Genomic DNA, 19,980 nt, shown 5'->3' on the forward strand with positions numbered 1-19,980 from the left:
ATCAATAAGACCATAGCATCACTTCAAAACAAGACAATTTACAGCTTTTGTATATAGCTACAGTGATAAATATTTAGCTGTTTTTGTTCTCACTTTTAACGCAAATACTATGTTTTCAACTCCCATACCGTATTCACATTCACCGGTATTTTTAAGCGATGCACACAATTTAAGCTGATCATCTTGTTCTACCGTGGCTACTGGGGCTTTGTAACCTGGTTCGAAAGTTTTAATTTCGCCATTAATTATATTGATTGCAAATACTTGCGCCTGCCCTTTTGCCCCACTGATATCATCCCCAATATTGTCATCTATATCACGATAAGAAGAGGATATTAACCAAACGGTTTTTGTACCATTAAAAAAATTGGTAGCATTATCAGACCAAAATGGTCTGTCAGTGAACCAATTTTTTATGGTTGGGGATTCTATTAAAGTGCCTGTATTTTTTTCACCAAAAGTAATTAATTTCGTCAATTCTTTAATCGTAGGTAAACGCCACTCATCTGTAACGCTTTCAACATGAGGCGCCCAGTCAGCTTGAAGGGTTAACTGACTCGTACCGCTATCAACCACTGGCGCCCAGACTAAGTTCCAGCGATGACACTGAGGCGCACTGGGCATTATGTTGCTAGTACAGCTTTCGACTGTCTCACCACCAATTGTAATACTTGATGTACCATTAACATCTTCGCTCATATCTACAGGATCTACCCATGCGCATAATAAAGGCAGCAAAGATGCTATCACGATCATACGTAACAGTGGTGCAGTAAAATGATTACGATTTTTAAACATTTTTGCCTCTCATTATTCTGCAGATACGGCTTCTGGATATAAGCTGCTATAGCCGTGTATCACATAAAACAAACCGTTTTCACTGCGCACAGGGTCAGTATCATCATCGCTTGTCCTGTCACCTTTGCCGTTGGTTGAAGCATCTTGAATATCAATCACAAATTCATTGATGCCGTCGCCGTTGTAATCACCTAATACTCGCATATTTTCCCCTGCGGCTTCATCGCTGAGGTTACGGATAATTTCAACACCGGTATCGGTTGTGGTGCTGTTTAATTCTTTTTCACCTAGATTGGCGTTGCCTGCAACTTTAAAAATTAAGCCTTCGCCTGTTGATTCTGGTTTTGGGGCGGCTATTAATAATTCGCCAAAGCCATCATTGTTATTATCAGGCAGTACGGCTAAACCACTGCCCAGTGCGAGTTTTTCACTGGTACTCCATACTGTGCCAAAAAAATTAGTGAGGTTATCAAGGCTTAACGTAGCAGGCCACTGCCCCACGCCGCCTTTTAAAATCACCACGTCACCCAGCTTATTAGGTTTGGTCGCATCAACGCTCTTGGTTTGGGCAATGATAAGCTCTGGAATGTTGTCGCCATTTAAGTCGCCTGCGGCAATGTGTTTGCCTATGCCGATGTCATCAATACCAGCTGGGGCTTGAAAGATGAAGCCTTTGCCATTTTCAATGGTGGGAAGATTAATGCTGGCAGGCCAGGTTTCTTGGCCAAATAAAACATAGGTTTTCTGGCGATGAATAGAGGTGATGGCGATGTCATCATATCTATTGGCATCGTTATCGAAGTTGCCTATGCCCAGCACTTCGTCGCCGATAATGGTTTCACGAGAAATAGTCCGAACTCGGTCAGTGGCTAAACGATCAGTTATCACAACGGTGCGTTCAGTAGCAGGCAGTGCATCAATATTTTTAATACCGGATGTAGGCGTGGTCGGTGGCTGTAAATGAGGACCACCAAACATAATATTCACACGACCGGTGTAATCATTATCGTTGCCGTTATCGGTATAGCCATATTCTGAAATTAAAAAATCGTTAATGTTATCGCCATTCACATCACCAGCCAGTGCCACTCTTTCGCCTAAAGCACCACCGTCTATCTGACTCTGGTAGGTGATGGCATATTGACTTTTTAGCTCGGCCATAGTGATGGTGTTATCATCACCGGCATCGGTTAACCAGGTTTTACGGCCAAGCACTAAATACGCTTCACCTGTATATGAAAATGCCCCCCCCGTTTCATAACCTGGGCCGCCCATAATAAAATCATCTATGTTGTCACCGTTTACATCGCCTAATGCCGTAATACTAACACCTATTAAGTTTGGGAAATTAGGCGAGGGCATTCCAAGAAATTTTATATGCGCTATGGAATCAGGGATATTTGATAAATCAATTTTTTCTGGCGAAGCAGTCTCTCTACCAAAAACAAGATACACTTTGCCACTTAGAAAGCTTCCTTCTCCCACACCGATTAATAAATCATCCATACCATCACCGTTAACGTCCCCTGCGTTAACGACCTGTACATTTGAATGGGTGTTTGTTGTGGGTAAGGTTTCTGGCCCAATAAATAAGGTGGCACGATTTTCTTGATTAAAACGATCTAGTTGGACGGACGAAGGGTTATTGCTATCGGTATCTAAGTCTTTGTTATCACCAATATTGTCGCTATCAATATCTTCCCATTCGGTTGCATCAAACGGGAAAGGGTCTTCGTTATCTAACTTTGCATCGTTATCATCATTTGGGTCTTGGTTGTCGCCTAAGCCATCACCGTCATTGTCTTTGGTTTCATTTGGGTCGCTGGGGAAAACATCGGTATTATTGCCAACGCCGTCGCCGTCTGTGTCTTTCGATTCTTTAGGGTCATTCGGGAACGCATCGCTGGCGTCTGGTACACCATCACCATCCGCATCGGCTGGGCCACTTGAACCTGAACCACCACACGCAGTGAGTACCAGCGATAACAATATGGGTAATAGAATCTTTGAAGTGTTTATTTCATTCATTTTTAAATCCATTTCTAAAATTTATTCATTATCATTATTGCTGTTAAACCGCAGTGCATAACTGACTCGTACGAACTCACACCTGCGAGTGAATGAGTAAAATGTTTTCATCGCGCTGATGGGTTACGCTGCGCTAACCCATCCTACATTGCAAATAACTTATTGCGTGGCTTCTGTTTCTGGGTATAAAGTGCTGTAACCCTGTATCACATAAAACAAGCCGTTTTCACTGCGCACAGGGTCAGTATTATCATCGCTTACGTTGTCACCTTTGCCGTTGGTTGAAGCATCTTGAATATCAATCACAAATTCGTTGATACCGTCGCCGTTATAATCACCTAATACTCGCATATTTTCCCCTGCGGCTTCATCACTGAGGTTGCGGATAATTTCAACGCCTGCATTGGTTGTGGTGCTGTTTAATTCTTTTGCACCTAGATTGGCATTACCTGTTACTTTGAAAATTAAGCCTTCACCCGTTGATTCTGGTTTTGGGGCGGCGATTAATAGCTCGCCAAAGCCATCGTTGTTATTATCAGGCAGTACCGCTAAGCCACTGCCCAGTGCCAATTTTTCACTGGTGCTCCACACGGTACCAAAAAAGTTAGTGAGGTTATCAAGGCTTAACGTAGCAGGCCACTGTCCCACGCCGCCTTTTAAAATCACCACGTCGCCCAGCTTATTAGGCTTGGCCGCATCAACACTTTTGGTTTGGCCGATGATAAGCTCTGGAATGTTGTCGCCGTTTAAATCGCCTGCGGCAATGTGTTTACCCATGCCAATGTCATCAATACCAGCTGGTGTTTGAAAGATAAATCCTTTGCCATTTTCAATGGTGGGAAGATTAATGCTGGCTGGCCAGGTTGCTTGGCCGAATAAAACGTAGGTTTTTTGGCGATGAATAGAGGTGATTGCGATGTCATCATACCCATTGGCATCGTTATCGAAGTTGCCTATGCCCAGCACTTCGTCGCCCACCAGCGTTTCTCTTGTTGTTATACGCGCAGGATCAGAGCCTAAGCGACTGGTAGTTATTACAGTACGCTCAGAGTTTGGTAGTGTATTTACATTTCTGATATCCCCAGCTTCAGTTGCAGGAGGTTGTAAGTGTTGCCCACCAAACATAAGGTGAACACGACCTGAAGCATTATCAAAATCGGCTACTGAACTGTAACCATACTCAGCAATTAAAAAATCATTGTAAGTATCTCCGTTCACATCTCCTGCAAAAATAACTCTCTCCCCAAAATCCCCTGAATTTTGTTGACCTTGATATGTTATTGCATATTTACTTTTTAATTCTGCCATGGTGATATTTTTATCTTCGCCAGCATCTTCCATCCAGGTTTTTCGACCAAAAATTAAGTAAGCCTCACCTGAAAAAATATATGACGCATCTATTTCATAGCCAATTCCACCTAAAATAAAATCATCAATACTATCACCATTCACATCACCTAATGCTGAAAGGCTTATACCAATTAAATTAGTATAAGCACCATCTAATCCACCATTTAAAATAATGTGATCTATTGTTTCAGGTATATCAAATAAATCAATTCTTTCAGGCCATGGAGTTTCACTACCAAAAAATAAATAGACTTTACCGTCTCGACCAGACTCTTCACCTACACCTATGAGTAAATCATTTTTGTTATCACCGTTTACATCGCCCGCATTTACAACCTGTACGTTTGCAGCTGCAAATGCAATAGGATCAGTATCAGACCCAACAAACAAGGTAGCTCGACCAGTTTTATAGAAACTATCTAGTTGAGCCGATGCTTCATTACTACTGCCTACATCTAAATCTTTGTTGTCACCTATGTTGTCGTTATCAATGTCTTCCCATTCGGTTGAGTCAAACGGAAAAGGATCTTCGCTATCCAGCTTTGCATCATTATCATCATTTGGGTCTTGGTTGTCGCCTAAGCCATCACCGTCATTGTCTTTTGTTTCAGTTGGGTCGTTAGGGAAAACATCAGTATTATTGCCCACACCATCATTATCGGTATCTAGGGTTTCTGTTGGATCATTTGGGAAGGCATCGCCATTATCGCCGACGCCATCGCCGTCTGTGTCTTTCGATTCTTTAGGGTCATTCGGGAACGCATCGCTGGTGTCTGGCACACCATCACCATCCGCATCCGCTGGACCACTTGAACCTGAACCACCGCACGCAGTGAGTACAAGCGATAACAATATGGGTAATAGAATATTTGAGGTGTTTATTTCATTCATTCTGCATTCATTCCTGAAAATTTTATAATATTGATGATGAGTTAAACTACACTAACCCATCATATTTTGAGTTCCAGTTTTATTTATATACCATCATAATAGAATGTTCTTCTGTATTAGCCGCGCAAGCGAGCTCGCCATTTAGAAAGTTCAATATAAAATAATGAGAAAACCCGCAACCTGTGGAAGTCCAGTAACGAGCAGTATCATCAACATCATTACTTTTATAGAACCTAACATTATTTTCATCTAAATTTTCACCAAATAAATCTGTAAATCTGACTCCAAAATCCCGTGCAGTCTTCAGGTTTTCAATATCCATAATGGTCATTAAATCTTGCACTGAGGGTAGCTGCCAGATTTTGCCATCTGCATTATTTAAGCCTTTTGACTCAGTAGTTGAGTAACAATCGTAATCTGGTTTTTCTGCGATGCTATCAATCGCTGTGTAGGTACGAATATTTTTATAACTATTGCTTGAATCTAAAATTGTGCCAGACCATATAAAGCCGGTGTTATTATCTTGTACGCATACTTCACCTGCAGTTGGTTCTTCGGGGACAGGTTCGCCTGTGCCATTCACGAAGGTGTAGGCTAAGTCTGGATATAAATCACTGGCGATTGTTTTGTCGGTTTGTTGTGCGTCTTGTTTTCTGTAGTCAACGGTGCCTGCCTCAGATCCATTTTCTACTTGAGCGCAGTCTACTGCCCAGCGTTTGTCTTTACCTTTTAGGCATTGCGTTAAGCCTGTGTCTAATACGTTACTAAGCTTACTATTTAGTACGATAACATCAGTGGCATCAGTGCAGTTCTTTGATGCTGTTCCGGTGTCACATCGCTCATCAATATTGGTTACTTCAAGGTTAAACCATTTGTTGGGCTTCATACTGGCCTGCCCAACTAAGTTGAATAGTGAAACTGTTTTGTAAGTGGTTGAAGGCTCTCCTGTGCATTCTGGTATGTCACTAGCAACCAGGGTGTATGGGATTTGAGCAATCTTACTGTCTATTGAGTCTGTACATGTTGCGTCGACGCCACTTTGAAGGCCGATATCGGCGCAAGTTAAACCTTCGACGCTGGTTATTTTATTCCCTAAATGATCTTGAACATTTAATAACGTGGTGGTTAATTCAAAATCACCGCCTTGAATGTCTTCGCCACTGGGTTTACACACTTGTAGGTCATATGTCTGATCTGTGGTGTTGCTGGTGAGTTCGACTTTTACAGGGTTCACCTTTAAGAAGTCATCATTGGTTATGGTAAATTGTGTTTGAGAAAAAGATGTTTTAATAAATGACGTAGCTGCCGTGGAATAACTGTCTGGCAATACAAGATTAAAGGTTTCTGTTTTCTCAATTGCACGGTCGTTGACAACTGTAATAGCTGAATTTAAAAGCATATTGGCGGTATTAAGGTAACTCGCTGTCACACTTATCGGCAACTCAACAGAGGCGAGTGTGTAATCATGTGATATTTCTGCGTCACCCGTATTAACTGAGGCAGGTGTAAAGGCAACCGTGAGGTCTGTTGCACTGTCTAAACCTTCTGTTTCGTAAGCGTTCATAATATAGGGTTTAACTGTAGTAGTGTCCGCTTCACTTAGGGCACCGCCACTACAGGTTACACTGTCACATCGATAATCGATTTGAATATAGTCGTTATTGTTGATTGTATAAGTCAGCGTGTTCATGTTAATAGCGGCATCATTGACTTTAAAGGTCACGTCATTGGCTGTGGCTGCATTCTCTGAAAACGTGAGAGTAACGGCTTCGTTTTTTTCAACAACAGTATCATCGTCCACCCAGAGAGTTTGCGTAAATATTTGGTTGTTATTTTGTGTTGTGCCGCGTGTATGAATATAAAAATCATTTGGAGCCAAGAAATCAGAATTAACTGTGGCCGTCGGCGTACTTGAAACACTATGATACAAAGCAAATGTTGGGTAGTTACTGGCTATAAGTAATTCATTAACTGCAGCATTATTAGCACTGGATAAGGTATAGGTAATTTCATTTGAGGTGACACTTTCATCACCCATTGTATTACTTGTAACATTAATGATTACAGCATCGTCGTTTTTGATTGTGTAATTAATTTGAGTTAATCCCGCAAGCGTTCCTGTATCTTCCGTCAGGGCTAAGTTTAATCGAGCTAACTCGTCTAATTCTAAGACGTTGTCTGCATTAATGGTTAGCGTGATTGGAGTCATAAACGTTAACGTTTCACTATCTCCTTGCTCATGAATATTAAGATTAGTAATGACATAATCTGTATCATCAGCTGACATAGTATTCGTGCCTATTACCTTGCCATTTGCGTCAGTTGTTGCCAACGTTGCTTGCAAGCTCATGCTGGGGGCGTTTTTAGCAATCGGATTCGATAATGATACTGCATATTCTAGATCAGCAGGGGATGAATTATCTTCAAGGCCGCTCGTACCACCTGTCGAATTACTCACAGTAATGGTTGCTACATCATTTTTTGAAATAGTTGAGCTGTAGTTTAACCCTGCAAACACAGCAATGTATTCATGTGCATCTGCTTCATTAATGGCTGACAGAGCTAAACTCATGGTTTCATCTGGCTCCATGAATTTATCGTTTTGCACGTTTATGGCTAAACGTCTTGGTAGGTTTTCCATCTTGATTGCACTATTTTTTAAGATAACGCGTGTGCTGCCTTGCTCGGTCGTGTTACCACCACTGGTATCTTCAAATTCTACTTTGTAATCTTGCGGATCTGTTGTGGTGTCGTCACTGTCACTAACAACAGTGGCCGTGTTTGTGGCTGTACCTGCTAACACCATGGTTAAGCTGATTTCGCCTGTGTCGTTGTCAACTACTGGGTTTATGGCAGTTTTTAATGCCTCTACAATGGCATCTTTGGCTAAAACAATTGCTTCGTTGGCAATATCAGTAACAACACTTGCTTGTATACTTGCTGCCTGTGCTGCAGCGGATGCAGCGTTTGCGGCATCCAATGCATCATAATAATCCTTATTAGGACCACTGGAGCTAGTAGCAGCCGAAACCGCTCCTAAGGCTGCCCGAGCTGCGTCCAGTGCAGCTAAGGATGCATTTTTAGCTTGCTCTGCAGCAGCTTGCGCAGCTTGCGCAGCATTTTTAGCATAATTAGCGACCTCCAAAGAGGATGCTGTATCTACAATCGTTAACGCTAATTCAGCATCAACTAGAGTATTTTTCGCAATACCGATAACTACATCTGCTTCATCCCTCTCAATCTTGGCTTTATCTCGTGCAGTTTTCGCATTTGTTCTAGCGGTAACAACTTTAGAATAATCTTTCCAACGCTCCCAATCATCATATTGGGGGATCTCTGCTGCAGTGTCAGCCACAGCATCTTTTGTTTGTGCGTTTGTTATTAAATTAGTAAGACTTCCTTCAGCAGTATTCGATGACCCCACCGAATCAATCACTGGCTGCACATCAAACGCAGGATCAAACCAATTAACCTCAAAATTACATACAGGTTCATTGTTTTCTTCAGCTAACGTGCAAGTGTCTTCTTGAGTTATATAAAGTTTGATCTTGTCATCATTTTTAATCTGGGTACTCATGCTTAATACATTAACTAAGGCACTTGGCACAGGTAACGCAGCATCAACCAGTGTTTTAATAAACGCGCGGCCTTCTACGTTCGTATTGGCGGTACCGCTATTGTCACCTTTATTGAATTTTATCGTTAGTGTCTCATGGGCTTCAACTCTATCATCTGTTACAAAACTCAATGGCACGTCTGTTTTAATGATTTCGCCTGTACTTGGGTCTGTTGCCGATTTGGGGGTCTCAATACCAGCATGTCCGTTGTGCACCGTTATCATTTGTGTAGACGCGACGGCTCCAAATGAGTAATCATTCGACTCAGGGATTGAGTCTGCATAAGTATATTCAGCACAGTTGATCGTAGCGCCAGACACACAGGTAGATGCATCCATGTAAACTTCGATTGTTGGCACATTGGCTGCGATGCTTTTATCGATTGAGTAACTAAAGGGTTTTGTTGCATCAACGACGGCTCCATCGCCTTCATTTACATTGTTAACGCCATATAAAGTCACCGTGACTAAATCATCATTTGGAATGGTAATATCAACCGCTACATTATCAGCCCCTACTGCCGCTAACTCACTTGTATATGTATCTGAGATACTTAATGTGGCGCTGATCGTTTCAGGTACTTCTACTAATTGATCACCAATGATTTCAATTATGATATTGACACTGCCCGCTGAAGTAACGGTAGCGCCGTTATCGAATTCTATTCTTGTGCCGTTATCTTCAATGGTAATTAAATTGCTGCTCTCTGTTATTGTATAATCTTCATCTAAGATTGCTGTGGTTTGCTTATTAGCTAATGGCTTAAAATCAAATTTAAGTTTTTCTATATCAGCGGGCACCGTATCATTCCAATGAAGGGTGTACGTTAACTTAGTATTTGTATTGGTGTCGTTAGTATCATTTTCAGTTGCCGTTTGATTGCTGGCTGTGGTTAACCAAAAATTCACACTGTCATTGTCTATTATTGTTTCACTCGCCACACCAGCACTGCCTAGTGCAATGGTATATAAGGAACCAGCATTGGCTGCGAGTTTCAAACCTAGCGTCTCTTTAGGCTCTGCGGCTGTATCATCTAAGTAACTAAAAGTGGCATAAGAGGTAAAGTTATTGGGCGCATCCGCTGTATTTTTTGTCGTAATCGTATTACGTGTATGTACCGGTAAATACAGCTTTTTATTCCCATCAGGCACCGCAAATACAGCATTAATGCTGGCCCCTACGTCAAAACCCTCTGTATCGACGGCATTTTGTTTAAAGAGCAATGTATTCGTACTGCTGGATAGATCAAGTTCTACGTCAATCGTTGCGACCTCTTTTGCAATGGAGTGTGTCAGTGCTAGATCATAACGGCTGGTTTTTATATCGCATTCTTCTTCTTTAAATTGAGTATCACTTGAGAATACACAACTGGATGTATTATTTCTTGATATAGAAATTACTGTCGTATCATCACTTGTTAGCGTAATGGCCTGATCATCAGGCAGGCTTGATATATAGCTATTACCCTGTGTTGCTGTATAGGCTAGCGTTATATTCTCACTTACTTCTACCCATTCATCATTAAATACGGTTACTTGAATATCTTTATCATTCCAAGCGTAAACCTCATCATAGGTATGAACAATATGAGTGCCTTTACCTGTCGTGAATACATAGTCTTTTTCACTATCATTATTTGAAGAGTCGCTGGTTTCAATTGCACAGCGGTTAGTATTATTAGCATCTGGGCTGCAAGTATTAGCAACATTTAGGCTGATACTTGGGCCATTTTTGGCTACCGTTCCGTCTACTATTAATCGTCCTAATGTTTTAACCAAACAATGCTCACCTTGATCAACACCGCAGGTCTCGCTCAATGTTGCCAGTTGATTATTAACCCTTACCCCTAACTTTTCTTGGCTATTTATTTTCAGCGCCCATGATAATGAATCCGTATTATCGGCAAGTGTTATCGCTTTATCATCGGCTAAATTATCTACAGTACCATTGGTATTGGTGATGGTTTTTATGTATGGCGAATCCGTGCTGAGCGCCAGGTTTAATACCTCTGGGAGTTCAACCAAATTATCAATGGCTTGGACAGTCAAGTAATCCACTTCAAGTGTTTGAACACCAAGAGGCAGGGTCACTGTTTTCGCGCTGGTGTTTAATGTAAAGTCAGTAACAGTATCCATGCACTCTAACGCTTCAGTGCCCGTACAAGCCTCTACATTAAACACAACAGACGGCAAACTCTCTGCTGGTAACTCTAAGACACTGCCCCAGTCTAGACGGTAGGGTTTAATACTGGCAACGGGCTCACTTTGTTCATTGCTGCCGATGACCTTTAGATCAATAAAATCATTGTTTTTGATGGTTTCATTAATCACATAGCTTGAATTGCCATTGGTCACAGAATAAAGGGCACTGCTGGTTTTTTTATCTAATTTATAATTCAGCGTTTCATCGATTTCAACACGGTTATCCGATTCGTAAGCCACTTTTAACGTAGAAAAAACACCGCTTTGTGTTATTTGACCATTTGTATGAATGGGTAAATTAAACGCTGAATTTGATTCGTAAACATCACTATTAGTAGCCGCTATAGTACGTATTAATGTCGCATCATACGTTACGTCACTTTGATTACGCTTAAAATTAAAGTTAGCGGTTGTTGCATTTTGGCGTGTTAAATTCGCATTTAAACTTAACACTTCTTTTGCGATTGGATTTGTTAGTGTTAAGTCAAATGCACTGACACAGGCATCTTCTGTAAACCTTGTATCTATTTCAAATATACAAGTTGAAGCATCAGTACTTCTGGCTAAACTGACATTGGCAACATCATCACTATTTAGCACGATAGCTTGAGTATAATTCCAAATTTGATCATTGATTTGCGTTATATAAGCACTCGAGTTGTCTGTAGGCTCAACACTAAGTGCAATGTTTTCTACCTCTTCAACCCAATCATCATCGTTAACTGAAAGGTTAATATTCTGTGTACCACTCATGAAAGGACTTTTGTATTCATGAAGCATTATTTGGTTATTTGCATGACTAAAGGAATAATCTTGTTCACTAGGGTTTGCGCCTACAACAGTACTGGCTAACGCACACCTATTGTTATTGTTTAAATCAACTACACATGAATTAACCACATCTAATATAATGGTCGGGCCATTTGTTGCTACCGATCCTTCAAATGCAAGTGACGTTACTGTCTTGGTTTGTGAACAAGCTGAATCATTGATATCACATTTTTCACCGATAGCAGTTGAGACATTTGACGCCACTACAGTGAGTGTTTCTTCACTGCTTACAACTAAGTCCCAGTCCAACGAGCTTACACCTGTATCCGCATCTAAAGTTGCATTAATATCATCATTAGCGATATTAGTTGTGGCATTATTGTGCTTAATACTGGCAATAAGAGGAGAGTCAGACTGTAACGTCAAAGCAATTGCTTCTGGCAGTTCAACTAAATTGTCTGTGCTTGTTAATTGAAAGTAATCCATGCTAATTGATTGATTTGTACTATCTAATCGAATTTTTGACTGGGCTAAGCTGCTTCCTGAACTATCTTTTTCAAGTATGTAATCAAAATCCTCTTCTAAGCATTCCAGTGTCATCAACCCTATGCAAGCGCTTGCGATTTTATAAGTAAGGGCTGGGTGATCGTCTATTGATGCAATATCAATATCTTCTGACCAAGTAAGTGTAAAAGGTGACACTTGAGAAGCAGGCTCAGCTATTTCTCTTGATCCTGTAACGATAAGATTAATGAAATCATTATTATCGACGGCTTGTTCAATACTATGTTGGCCTGATTCTGTTCCTATAATATAAAAATCGTTCTCCGATTTTTTAATCAGGTCTAACTTTAATTGCTCATCAATTTCGACAACATCGTCTTGTAAGAAATCTATCTTTATAGAAGGAAATTGTTCTGTAGAATCTTTCAGAACATCAATAACAATTTCGCCATTTTCGTTAATAACGGCTTCAGAAAAGTTTGAGCTAAGCGTCGGTTTAACATAGACAATAGCGTCAATATAATCATTATTTACTGAGCTATTTTTTATCTTCAATGTATTGTCGGCGTTAATTTTCAGCGCTACTTGTAAACTTGATAGTACTTGGTCAGAGTTTTTTGAATCAAATTTCACATCAAATATTCTTGAACACGATTTTTCATCATTTATCAGTGAAACAGAGCCATTATTACAGTTATTATTATTTTCATCTAAATAAACGGTTAGTCTATCCTCACTGCTAATAGACAGAGTAATTTCAGAATGTGATAACGATTCAATATATTCTTGACCATCTGTTTGGGAGAGTCCGATTATTAAGGTTTCAGTATTCTCGATAACGGTGTCACCAATAATATTGATAGGCACAACAGCCGCAGGGTTTTCATCTGTAATGCCAGTTTCAGTGCCATTGTGAATAACTATTTCTTGTGTGGTTACAGGGTCGCTAAGAGGATCCCCGAGCGTAGTATCATCTTCATCGACACAGTCTTGATTTTCATTGCATTTTTTAGGTGTTGCTTTAATTGCTATTTTACCAACGTTTGGTGCTATTTTTTTATCCCATGAATAAGTACCGATACTTGCCTGTGTTTTATCCACCGCGGGCTCTGCCGCGTCTTGTATATTCATGCCTACGACTAAGAGATCGTTATTTATAATTAAACCGGATGAAAATTTTATATTCTCATCCGATACAGCAGCACCGTTGATATCTTGATATGTAATATTTATCAGATCAGCATCATCGCCACTGATATTTAATCGGCATTCTTCATTTGGCTCTACTATTTGATCGCCAATAATATTAACTGGAAAGTTGACCGTTAAACTCGATGGCGACAAAGCGATTGAGCGACTAAACTCTTGAGCCGACAACAAATCAGAAGCCGTACAACCTAACATATCACTTGGATTTGGCGATAAACCAGCGTTAAAGATAGTAGAGACTGCTTTATCAGAGGTAATGACAAAGTTTTGTGTTTGATTTACATCACCCTCAGGTGCTTGCCAACTTGCAATAGTAATATTTGCTTTATCAATATCTTTAATGCCAAAGCGAACTAAATTCGATTCATAATCTTCATTAATCTGAGCATTGCTACCATCTTCAGGGTCGGGGATGAACTTGACTGTAAACTGCTCGATACATTCTATATCCGTATCGTTTTTAACCCTAATAGACCAATTGGTTTGAAGACTCCCCCTATTGATGTAGAGCGCATCACCATTTTTTATTTCTTGAAATGCAGAGCCGCCATAGCCAACGATAAAATCGGAAGCATCACTCTCTATTGTGGCAGAAAGAAAATTTATTTGAACGACTTGAAGAAATACACGTATTTTCTGGTAAGTCACCATTAGCAGGGGTTGAAATAACAACTTTATATCGAATATCGCTTATGGCAACCGAATTACCCAACATTCTTAATGAATAAGTATATTCTCGGTAATCATACTTATGGTCATTAGGCTTAGTTTCATCATGCTCATAAAGTAAAGCATAATCCCCATTCACTTCAACAGGAATACCATCGCCATTTGTTTGCGTAATCCCTACCTTAGGGAAATCTGAGTCTTTTATTTTGATAATAAGTGACTCTATATTTGAATTATCAAACGTAACTTTTATGTATTTATCACCATCGTAGGTTTTATCTGACAATAAACGAATAGGTATCGATTTTATTTGTGACCCAGTATTAATCTCAAACTCTAGTAATTCTTCTTCTACTTTTACAAAATCAACATTTGACTCAGCTGATTCATGCTCTTTTACATTATATTGCAAGGTATAGCCCGACTCTAAAACAGTATTGAGTCTTAGTGTTATAATTTCATCAATGTCGATATCTGAAGGCTCATTTACTTCATATATATTATTAGCGCTTGTGTAATTAATGAGATCAACAAACTCGTCACCAACTTTTATTTCTAGCCTTTCGGAGTCATCATTTATTATTTTGCCGTTGATGTTAGTGAAATTAACGCCCTGGTCATTATTTACGGCTATAACATAGACTTCATCTTGCTCGCGGTTTTTATCACCTCTTACAAAGAAATCCAGTGTCACACTTGTATCATTGGGCTTTAAATTATATTTATTTGAAAGCAGGCAGCCGTCATTATTAGTGCTTTCATCTGAATTGAAGCAAATATCATATTTGTTTGATGTATCTATATAATCATGATCCTCAGAAGCCTCATCTATAAAGCCTTTTGATTGCGCCTCAGTCTTAGATAGTACTTTAAATACAAGTGTTTGCTCTTGAATGATATTTTCGGGGTAAACAACGGATATAGGCAGGCTGGTTTTTATCCAAATATCAGGGCCGTCAATTGCTGGCGTCCCTTCATTTATGTTTTTAAGCTCGATAGCCGCGTCGTAAGATAAATTAAAGCCGTTAACTTCTTTGGTTTCATCAGAGCGAATGATGCCTTTAGCGTAAACATCCTCCAGTACTGGCGTACCTTTAGCATCAACGACCGCCAGTAATACAACTTCATCTTCTTCAACAATGTTTTCCGCGAACACTTCAACCTCAAGTGTTTTTTCGAGCTCACCAGATGAGAACGTTACAATCTGATTAACCGCTTGGTAATCTTCGCCTGGCAACGCTATGTAAGGGTAATTACTACGCTGTGAATCCGTTAAGTTTTCAGGGGCGGTACTCGTAATTAATATAGAGTAGTCATCAACAACCGCAACAGATAAAGAGAAAGTAAAGACTAACTTAGCAACACCTGAATCACCTTCAAGCACCTGTGGCGATGTAACAGAGACACCAGGGAAATCATCATTTTCGATCTTGCCGACAATACTGCTGACCGATTCGTTTTGATCGTTTTTGAAATTAATGCCAAATGACTCATCACCTTCTATTTCGTTGTCACCAAAAATGACTACATCAAAGGCGTATTCTTTACCCTTCTCAGCTTGTATGGTTCCAGATATAGGTTCGTAGTCACTCTTCTCAGCTGCCGTGATATTAAAATTACTATAAGAGAGCGGACCATCGACAGGGCTAATAAAATACAACGTCAACAAGGCGCTATCATCGTCACCTTCAACAATGGCATGACCACTTGGAATTTCTAATTCACGGGAAGTTGTTGGTTTATCGCTTCCGCTATCACTACACGCAATCAGAAAAATTGATGTCAGAATTAATAAATTCCATTTAATTATTTTTTGTATCGCCATCGAGTACTTCCATTACCCTAAATCTTAAGACGCCGAAGTCTACACCTTCTCTTATATTTTTCTATACGAAGATATGAGCAATCGTGTTCAGTTCACAAAACTCAACATTCATAAAATTAATCCGGTTATAAGAGCATCAAAAAAATGGCACTTATCGCCTATTTTTAGAATATAAAGACTAATATCTAGGGCTATTTTGAATCCTGACTAATACCAAATCTAATCAAGTGAGTATCAAAGTGTGAACCACTTCAAACTTATGCTTTGTTTTTATTTTTGATGTAAGCATTTTCTTACAAAATTCAAAGTACGTAAGACTTCTTATCGTTAAATCCTTTTCACTTGACAGTTTCGGTGTAAGAAGGTGGAATGCGCCGCAGCCACATATATTTAATTTTTTTAAAGTACCTTGAAAGTTTAGCTAGGAATAAATTTACATGGATGTAAGTCAAGAAATTCTTGATCTCGCCTTATTGCCAATTAATGATTCAGACGCATGCGGTATCAATGCAAAATATGAATCAGACTATGAGGCATTGGAATCAGAGATTGCCAAATCTCAGTCATTAACAAATGACTCGACAGATTGGGACAATGTTGCCGCATATTGTAAAAATATATTGTCGGGCATCAGTAAAGACTTTCCTACTGCGTGCTATTACGCCTATGCACTGACGCTCAAAAGTGGTTATCAAGGTATGCTTGATGGCTTCACATTACTTGAGAAAATATCAGAAACTTACTGGGATAATATGTTCCCCCCAGTAAAACGCCTACGTGCCCGCCAGAATTCAGCACAATGGCTTATTGAAAAAACAGCGGCATACCTAGAAAGTAATGAACCAAAAGACGCTGACTTTTCTATTATCGCAGCCCTTGCGAGCACCGTTAAAAATGTCGATTTTTTCTTGGCTGAAAAAATGACCGATAACGCGCCTAATTTTGCAGACTTAAATCGCCCACTTAAACGGTTACGCGAAATTGCAAAGACTCAAGTCAAGGCACAACCTGCTGTAGTAGAGCAACCAACCCAACCCGTTACACAGCCTGCAACACAAGCTGAAGCTGTAGAAGAAATTATACCGAGCACTAACGTACCGAATAATGAAGAGCCACCCGCCAGTCAGTCTGTTGCAACAAAGCCTGCCCCGACTGTGGCCAAAAAACAAAGTGTATCCACACCCGCTGCAGAGCCAGTAGGTGATATACAAAGTGACCAAGATGCTAAAAAAGCATTTAAGCAAGCACAGGATATTCTGAAGAAATTATCAAGCTATCATGCGCAGGTTAAAGCGTCTGACCCTAAACGCTTCCGTTATTCTCGTATGGCGTTATGGGGGAGCTTAGATAAATTACCACCTGCTAAAGATGGAAAAACACAGTTACCGGCCCCTCCTGCCGATAAGCTTAAGAAAGTAATTGAGCTTTATGATGCCAATGAATTTTTAGAGTGCATTGAACTTGCAGAGAAAAGTGCCGATAAAATGCCATATTGGTTTGACGGCAACCGCTACATAATTTTAAGTTTAGATGCTCTTGGTGCTGAATATGAAAAAGCGAAAATGGCACTTGAAATTGAACTGCGTGAATTTATGAAACGCGTGCCAAAAATTATTGATCTTCAATATTCTAATGCAGAGCCTTTTGTTAGTGACACCTGTAAGAACTGGCTTGAGTCGTTAAATGATACGACAAACGGGGCAGCCAGTAGTGGCTCTGAAGATCATATGGCCCCTGCTATCGCCGATGCAAAAAAACTAGCATTAGCGGGCAAACTAGCGGATGCATTTGATTTATTAAATGAACAGCCGGCAAAAACAAAACGCGACAAATTTAAAATCAAAATGGCTTGTGCAGAACTCGCCTGTCTTAACGGTCAAGTAAAGGTAGGTATTCCGATGCTTGAACGCTTAGTGGATGAGGTTCGTACGTTAACTGTTGCAGATTGGGAAAGTGATTTTTTATCAAAAGCACTGGCCCTACTCGTTAATGCTTATGGCAAATTAGACGAAACCGAATTAGCGCACAAACAGCAAAAGAAAGAAGCCGCTTATGATCAGCTTTGTTGGTATAACCCAGCACTTATTTCACAATAACTAAGGAGAAGGTTATGGCCGATGGCAGCGTAGCCCCAAAAGAGCGAATTAATATCGCTTATAAATCCGATACTGGCAGTGCTACTGAAAGTGTCGAATTACCACTGAAATTGCTTGTATTAGACGATTTCACAGGCAAACAAAATGACGATGTCATTGAAGATCGTGACCCTATTAACATCAATAAAGTTAATTTTAACGATGTTGTAAAAAGTCATAATCTTTCAATGGGTTTTTCTGTTGCGAACAAGCTTGAAGAAAACTCAGAAGACGACATCAATGTTGATCTTACGATTAACAGCATTAAAGATTTCGACCCTGCAAAAGTAGCTGAGCAAGTACCTGAGCTTGCAAGCTTGCTTGAATTGCGTCGTGCCCTTCAAGCCTTGCGTGGCCCTTTAGGTAATGTGCCAGCCTTTCGCAAAACCATCCAAGCCATTCTTGAAAACGATGATACTCGCGCTCAAGTGATGACTGAACTTGGCATGACCGAATAATAGGAGCGATATATGTCTTACGAAACAGAAGAGTCCGTATTAGATGCACCTACTACGAGCTTATTAGACCAAGTCATGGCTGAGACGCGTATGTCTCCGGAAGATGATGGCTTTGAAACCGCCCGTAAGGGTGTTGAAGCGTTCATTGGTGACTTATTAAAGCCTTCTCGTAACTTTGATAAAGTAGAGAAAAAACTAGTCGACGACATGATCGCCGCCATTGATGAAAAAATCAGTTTGCAGCTTGATGAAGTTATTCAAGCACCTGAATTTAAAAAGATTGAAGGTGCATGGCGCGGTTTAAGATACTTAGTTGACCGTACTGATTTCACCCAGAATATCGCAATCGAAATGATTAGCACCTCTAAAGATGAGCTAATTGAAGATTTTGAAGATGCGCCTGATGTCACCCGCTCTGGTTTATATCGCCACGTATATTCAGCTGAGTATGGCCAATTTGGTGGTAAACCTTATGGTGCCATCATTGGTGGTTACAATATAAACCCTACCGCACAAGACATGAAACTGCTACAAGATATGGCATCTGTTTCTGCTATGTCACATGCACCTTTCATTACAGCTGCTGGCCCTCGTTTCTTTGGTTTAGACAGTTTCCAGGGCATGCCTGCACTGAAAGATCTTGAATCTATATTTGAAGGCCCGCAATACGTTAAATGGAATGGCTTCCGTGAAACAGATGACTCTCGTAACGTTGCTCTAACTGTACCGCGATTCATGCTGCGCGCACCATATGGTGAAGACAACCAGGTAAAAGAATTTAATTACCAAGAAGGCATTGGTACTGAATTTGAAAAACTATGCTGGGGTAATGCGTCTTATGCATTTGCCGCAAATATGTCTCGTAGTTTTGCAAAATACCGCTGGTGCCCGAATATTATCGGTCCGCAAAGTGGCGGTGAAGTACTTGATTTACCCGTTTATAAATACCAAGAAAACGGCGAAACAAAAATGTACAGCCCAACTGAGGTCATGCTTTCTGACCGTCAAGGAATTTGAACTAGCTGAACAAGGCTTTATTGGTTTAATTGCACGTAAAGGTACCGATAACGCAACGTTCTTCTCGGCTAATACCTGTCAAAAAGCGAAATTTTTTGGCAACTCGCCAGAAGACAAGCAAGCCGAAACAAACTTTAAGCTTGGCACTGAATTACCTTACTTATTCATGATTGACCGCCTTGCTCATTACATTAAAGTGCTTCAACGCGAACACATTGGTAGTTGGAAAACAAAGAACGATCTTGATCGTGAATTGAATAACTGGGTTAGGCAGTATGTGGCTGACCAAGACAATCCACCACCAGAAGTTCGCAGTCGTAAACCATTACGCGAAGCTCGTATCTTAGTAAGCGATGATGAAGGAAACCCAGGTTTCTATCGAGTAGAAATGCATGTTCGTCCACATTTTAAATATATGGGTTCGAGCTTCACATTATCTCTTGCTGGCAAGTTGGATAAAGAGTAGTTGCAGGTTTTCTGAAACTATTTTCTTTACCATACCTTAAA

At 40.2% G+C, this 19,980-nt stretch carries 7 protein-coding genes and 1 pseudogene; 3 read left to right on the forward strand and 5 right to left on the reverse strand.

What is annotated here, in order from left to right; all coding sequences use genetic code 11:
* Positions 1–57: 57 nt before the first annotated feature.
* The 5 genes from ACU6U9_RS21720 to ACU6U9_RS21740 all read right to left on the reverse strand — a co-directional run bounded on the left by ACU6U9_RS21720 (position 58) and on the right by ACU6U9_RS21740 (position 15,863).
* Positions 58–798: a hypothetical protein gene (locus tag ACU6U9_RS21720; RefSeq protein ID WP_446737042.1), complete on the reverse strand. Its 741-nt coding sequence runs from the start codon at positions 796–798 to the stop codon at positions 58–60.
* A gap of 12 nt (positions 799–810) precedes the next feature.
* Positions 811–2,826: an integrin alpha gene (locus ACU6U9_RS21725; protein WP_446737043.1), complete on the reverse strand. Its 2,016-nt coding sequence runs from the start codon at positions 2,824–2,826 to the stop codon at positions 811–813.
* A gap of 159 nt (positions 2,827–2,985) precedes the next feature.
* A complete protein-coding gene (locus ACU6U9_RS21730; RefSeq protein WP_446737044.1) occupies positions 2,986–5,067 on the reverse strand; it encodes an integrin alpha in 2,082 nt (693 codons plus the stop codon).
* A 79-nt stretch (positions 5,068–5,146) separates the two neighbouring features.
* Positions 5,147–14,041, reverse strand: coding sequence for a hypothetical protein (locus tag ACU6U9_RS21735; RefSeq protein ID WP_446737045.1), 8,895 nt, complete (start codon positions 14,039–14,041; stop codon positions 5,147–5,149).
* A complete protein-coding gene (locus tag ACU6U9_RS21740) occupies positions 13,944–15,863 on the reverse strand; it encodes a Calx-beta domain-containing protein (RefSeq protein ID WP_446737046.1) in 1,920 nt (639 codons plus the stop codon). The genes ACU6U9_RS21735 and ACU6U9_RS21740 overlap by 98 nt, the downstream gene beginning before the upstream one ends.
* A gap of 437 nt (positions 15,864–16,300) precedes the next feature.
* On the opposite strand from ACU6U9_RS21740, the gene tssA reads away from it, so the two are divergent.
* From tssA to tssC, 3 genes and pseudogenes are all read left to right on the forward strand, one after another.
* Entirely contained in the window at positions 16,301–17,959 is a 1,659-nt protein-coding gene (gene tssA, locus ACU6U9_RS21745; RefSeq protein ID WP_446737047.1) for a type VI secretion system protein TssA, read from the forward strand.
* A 14-nt stretch (positions 17,960–17,973) separates the two neighbouring features.
* Complete coding sequence (tssB, locus tag ACU6U9_RS21750; protein ID WP_446737048.1) at positions 17,974–18,456, forward strand: type VI secretion system contractile sheath small subunit; 483 nt, start codon at positions 17,974–17,976, stop codon at positions 18,454–18,456.
* Positions 18,457–18,468: 12 nt separating this feature from the next.
* A pseudogene (gene tssC / locus ACU6U9_RS21755) lies at positions 18,469–19,939 on the forward strand (type VI secretion system contractile sheath large subunit).
* Positions 19,940–19,980 lie beyond the last annotated feature (41 nt).

Source organism: Pseudomonas sp. HK3, from assembly GCF_052920985.1.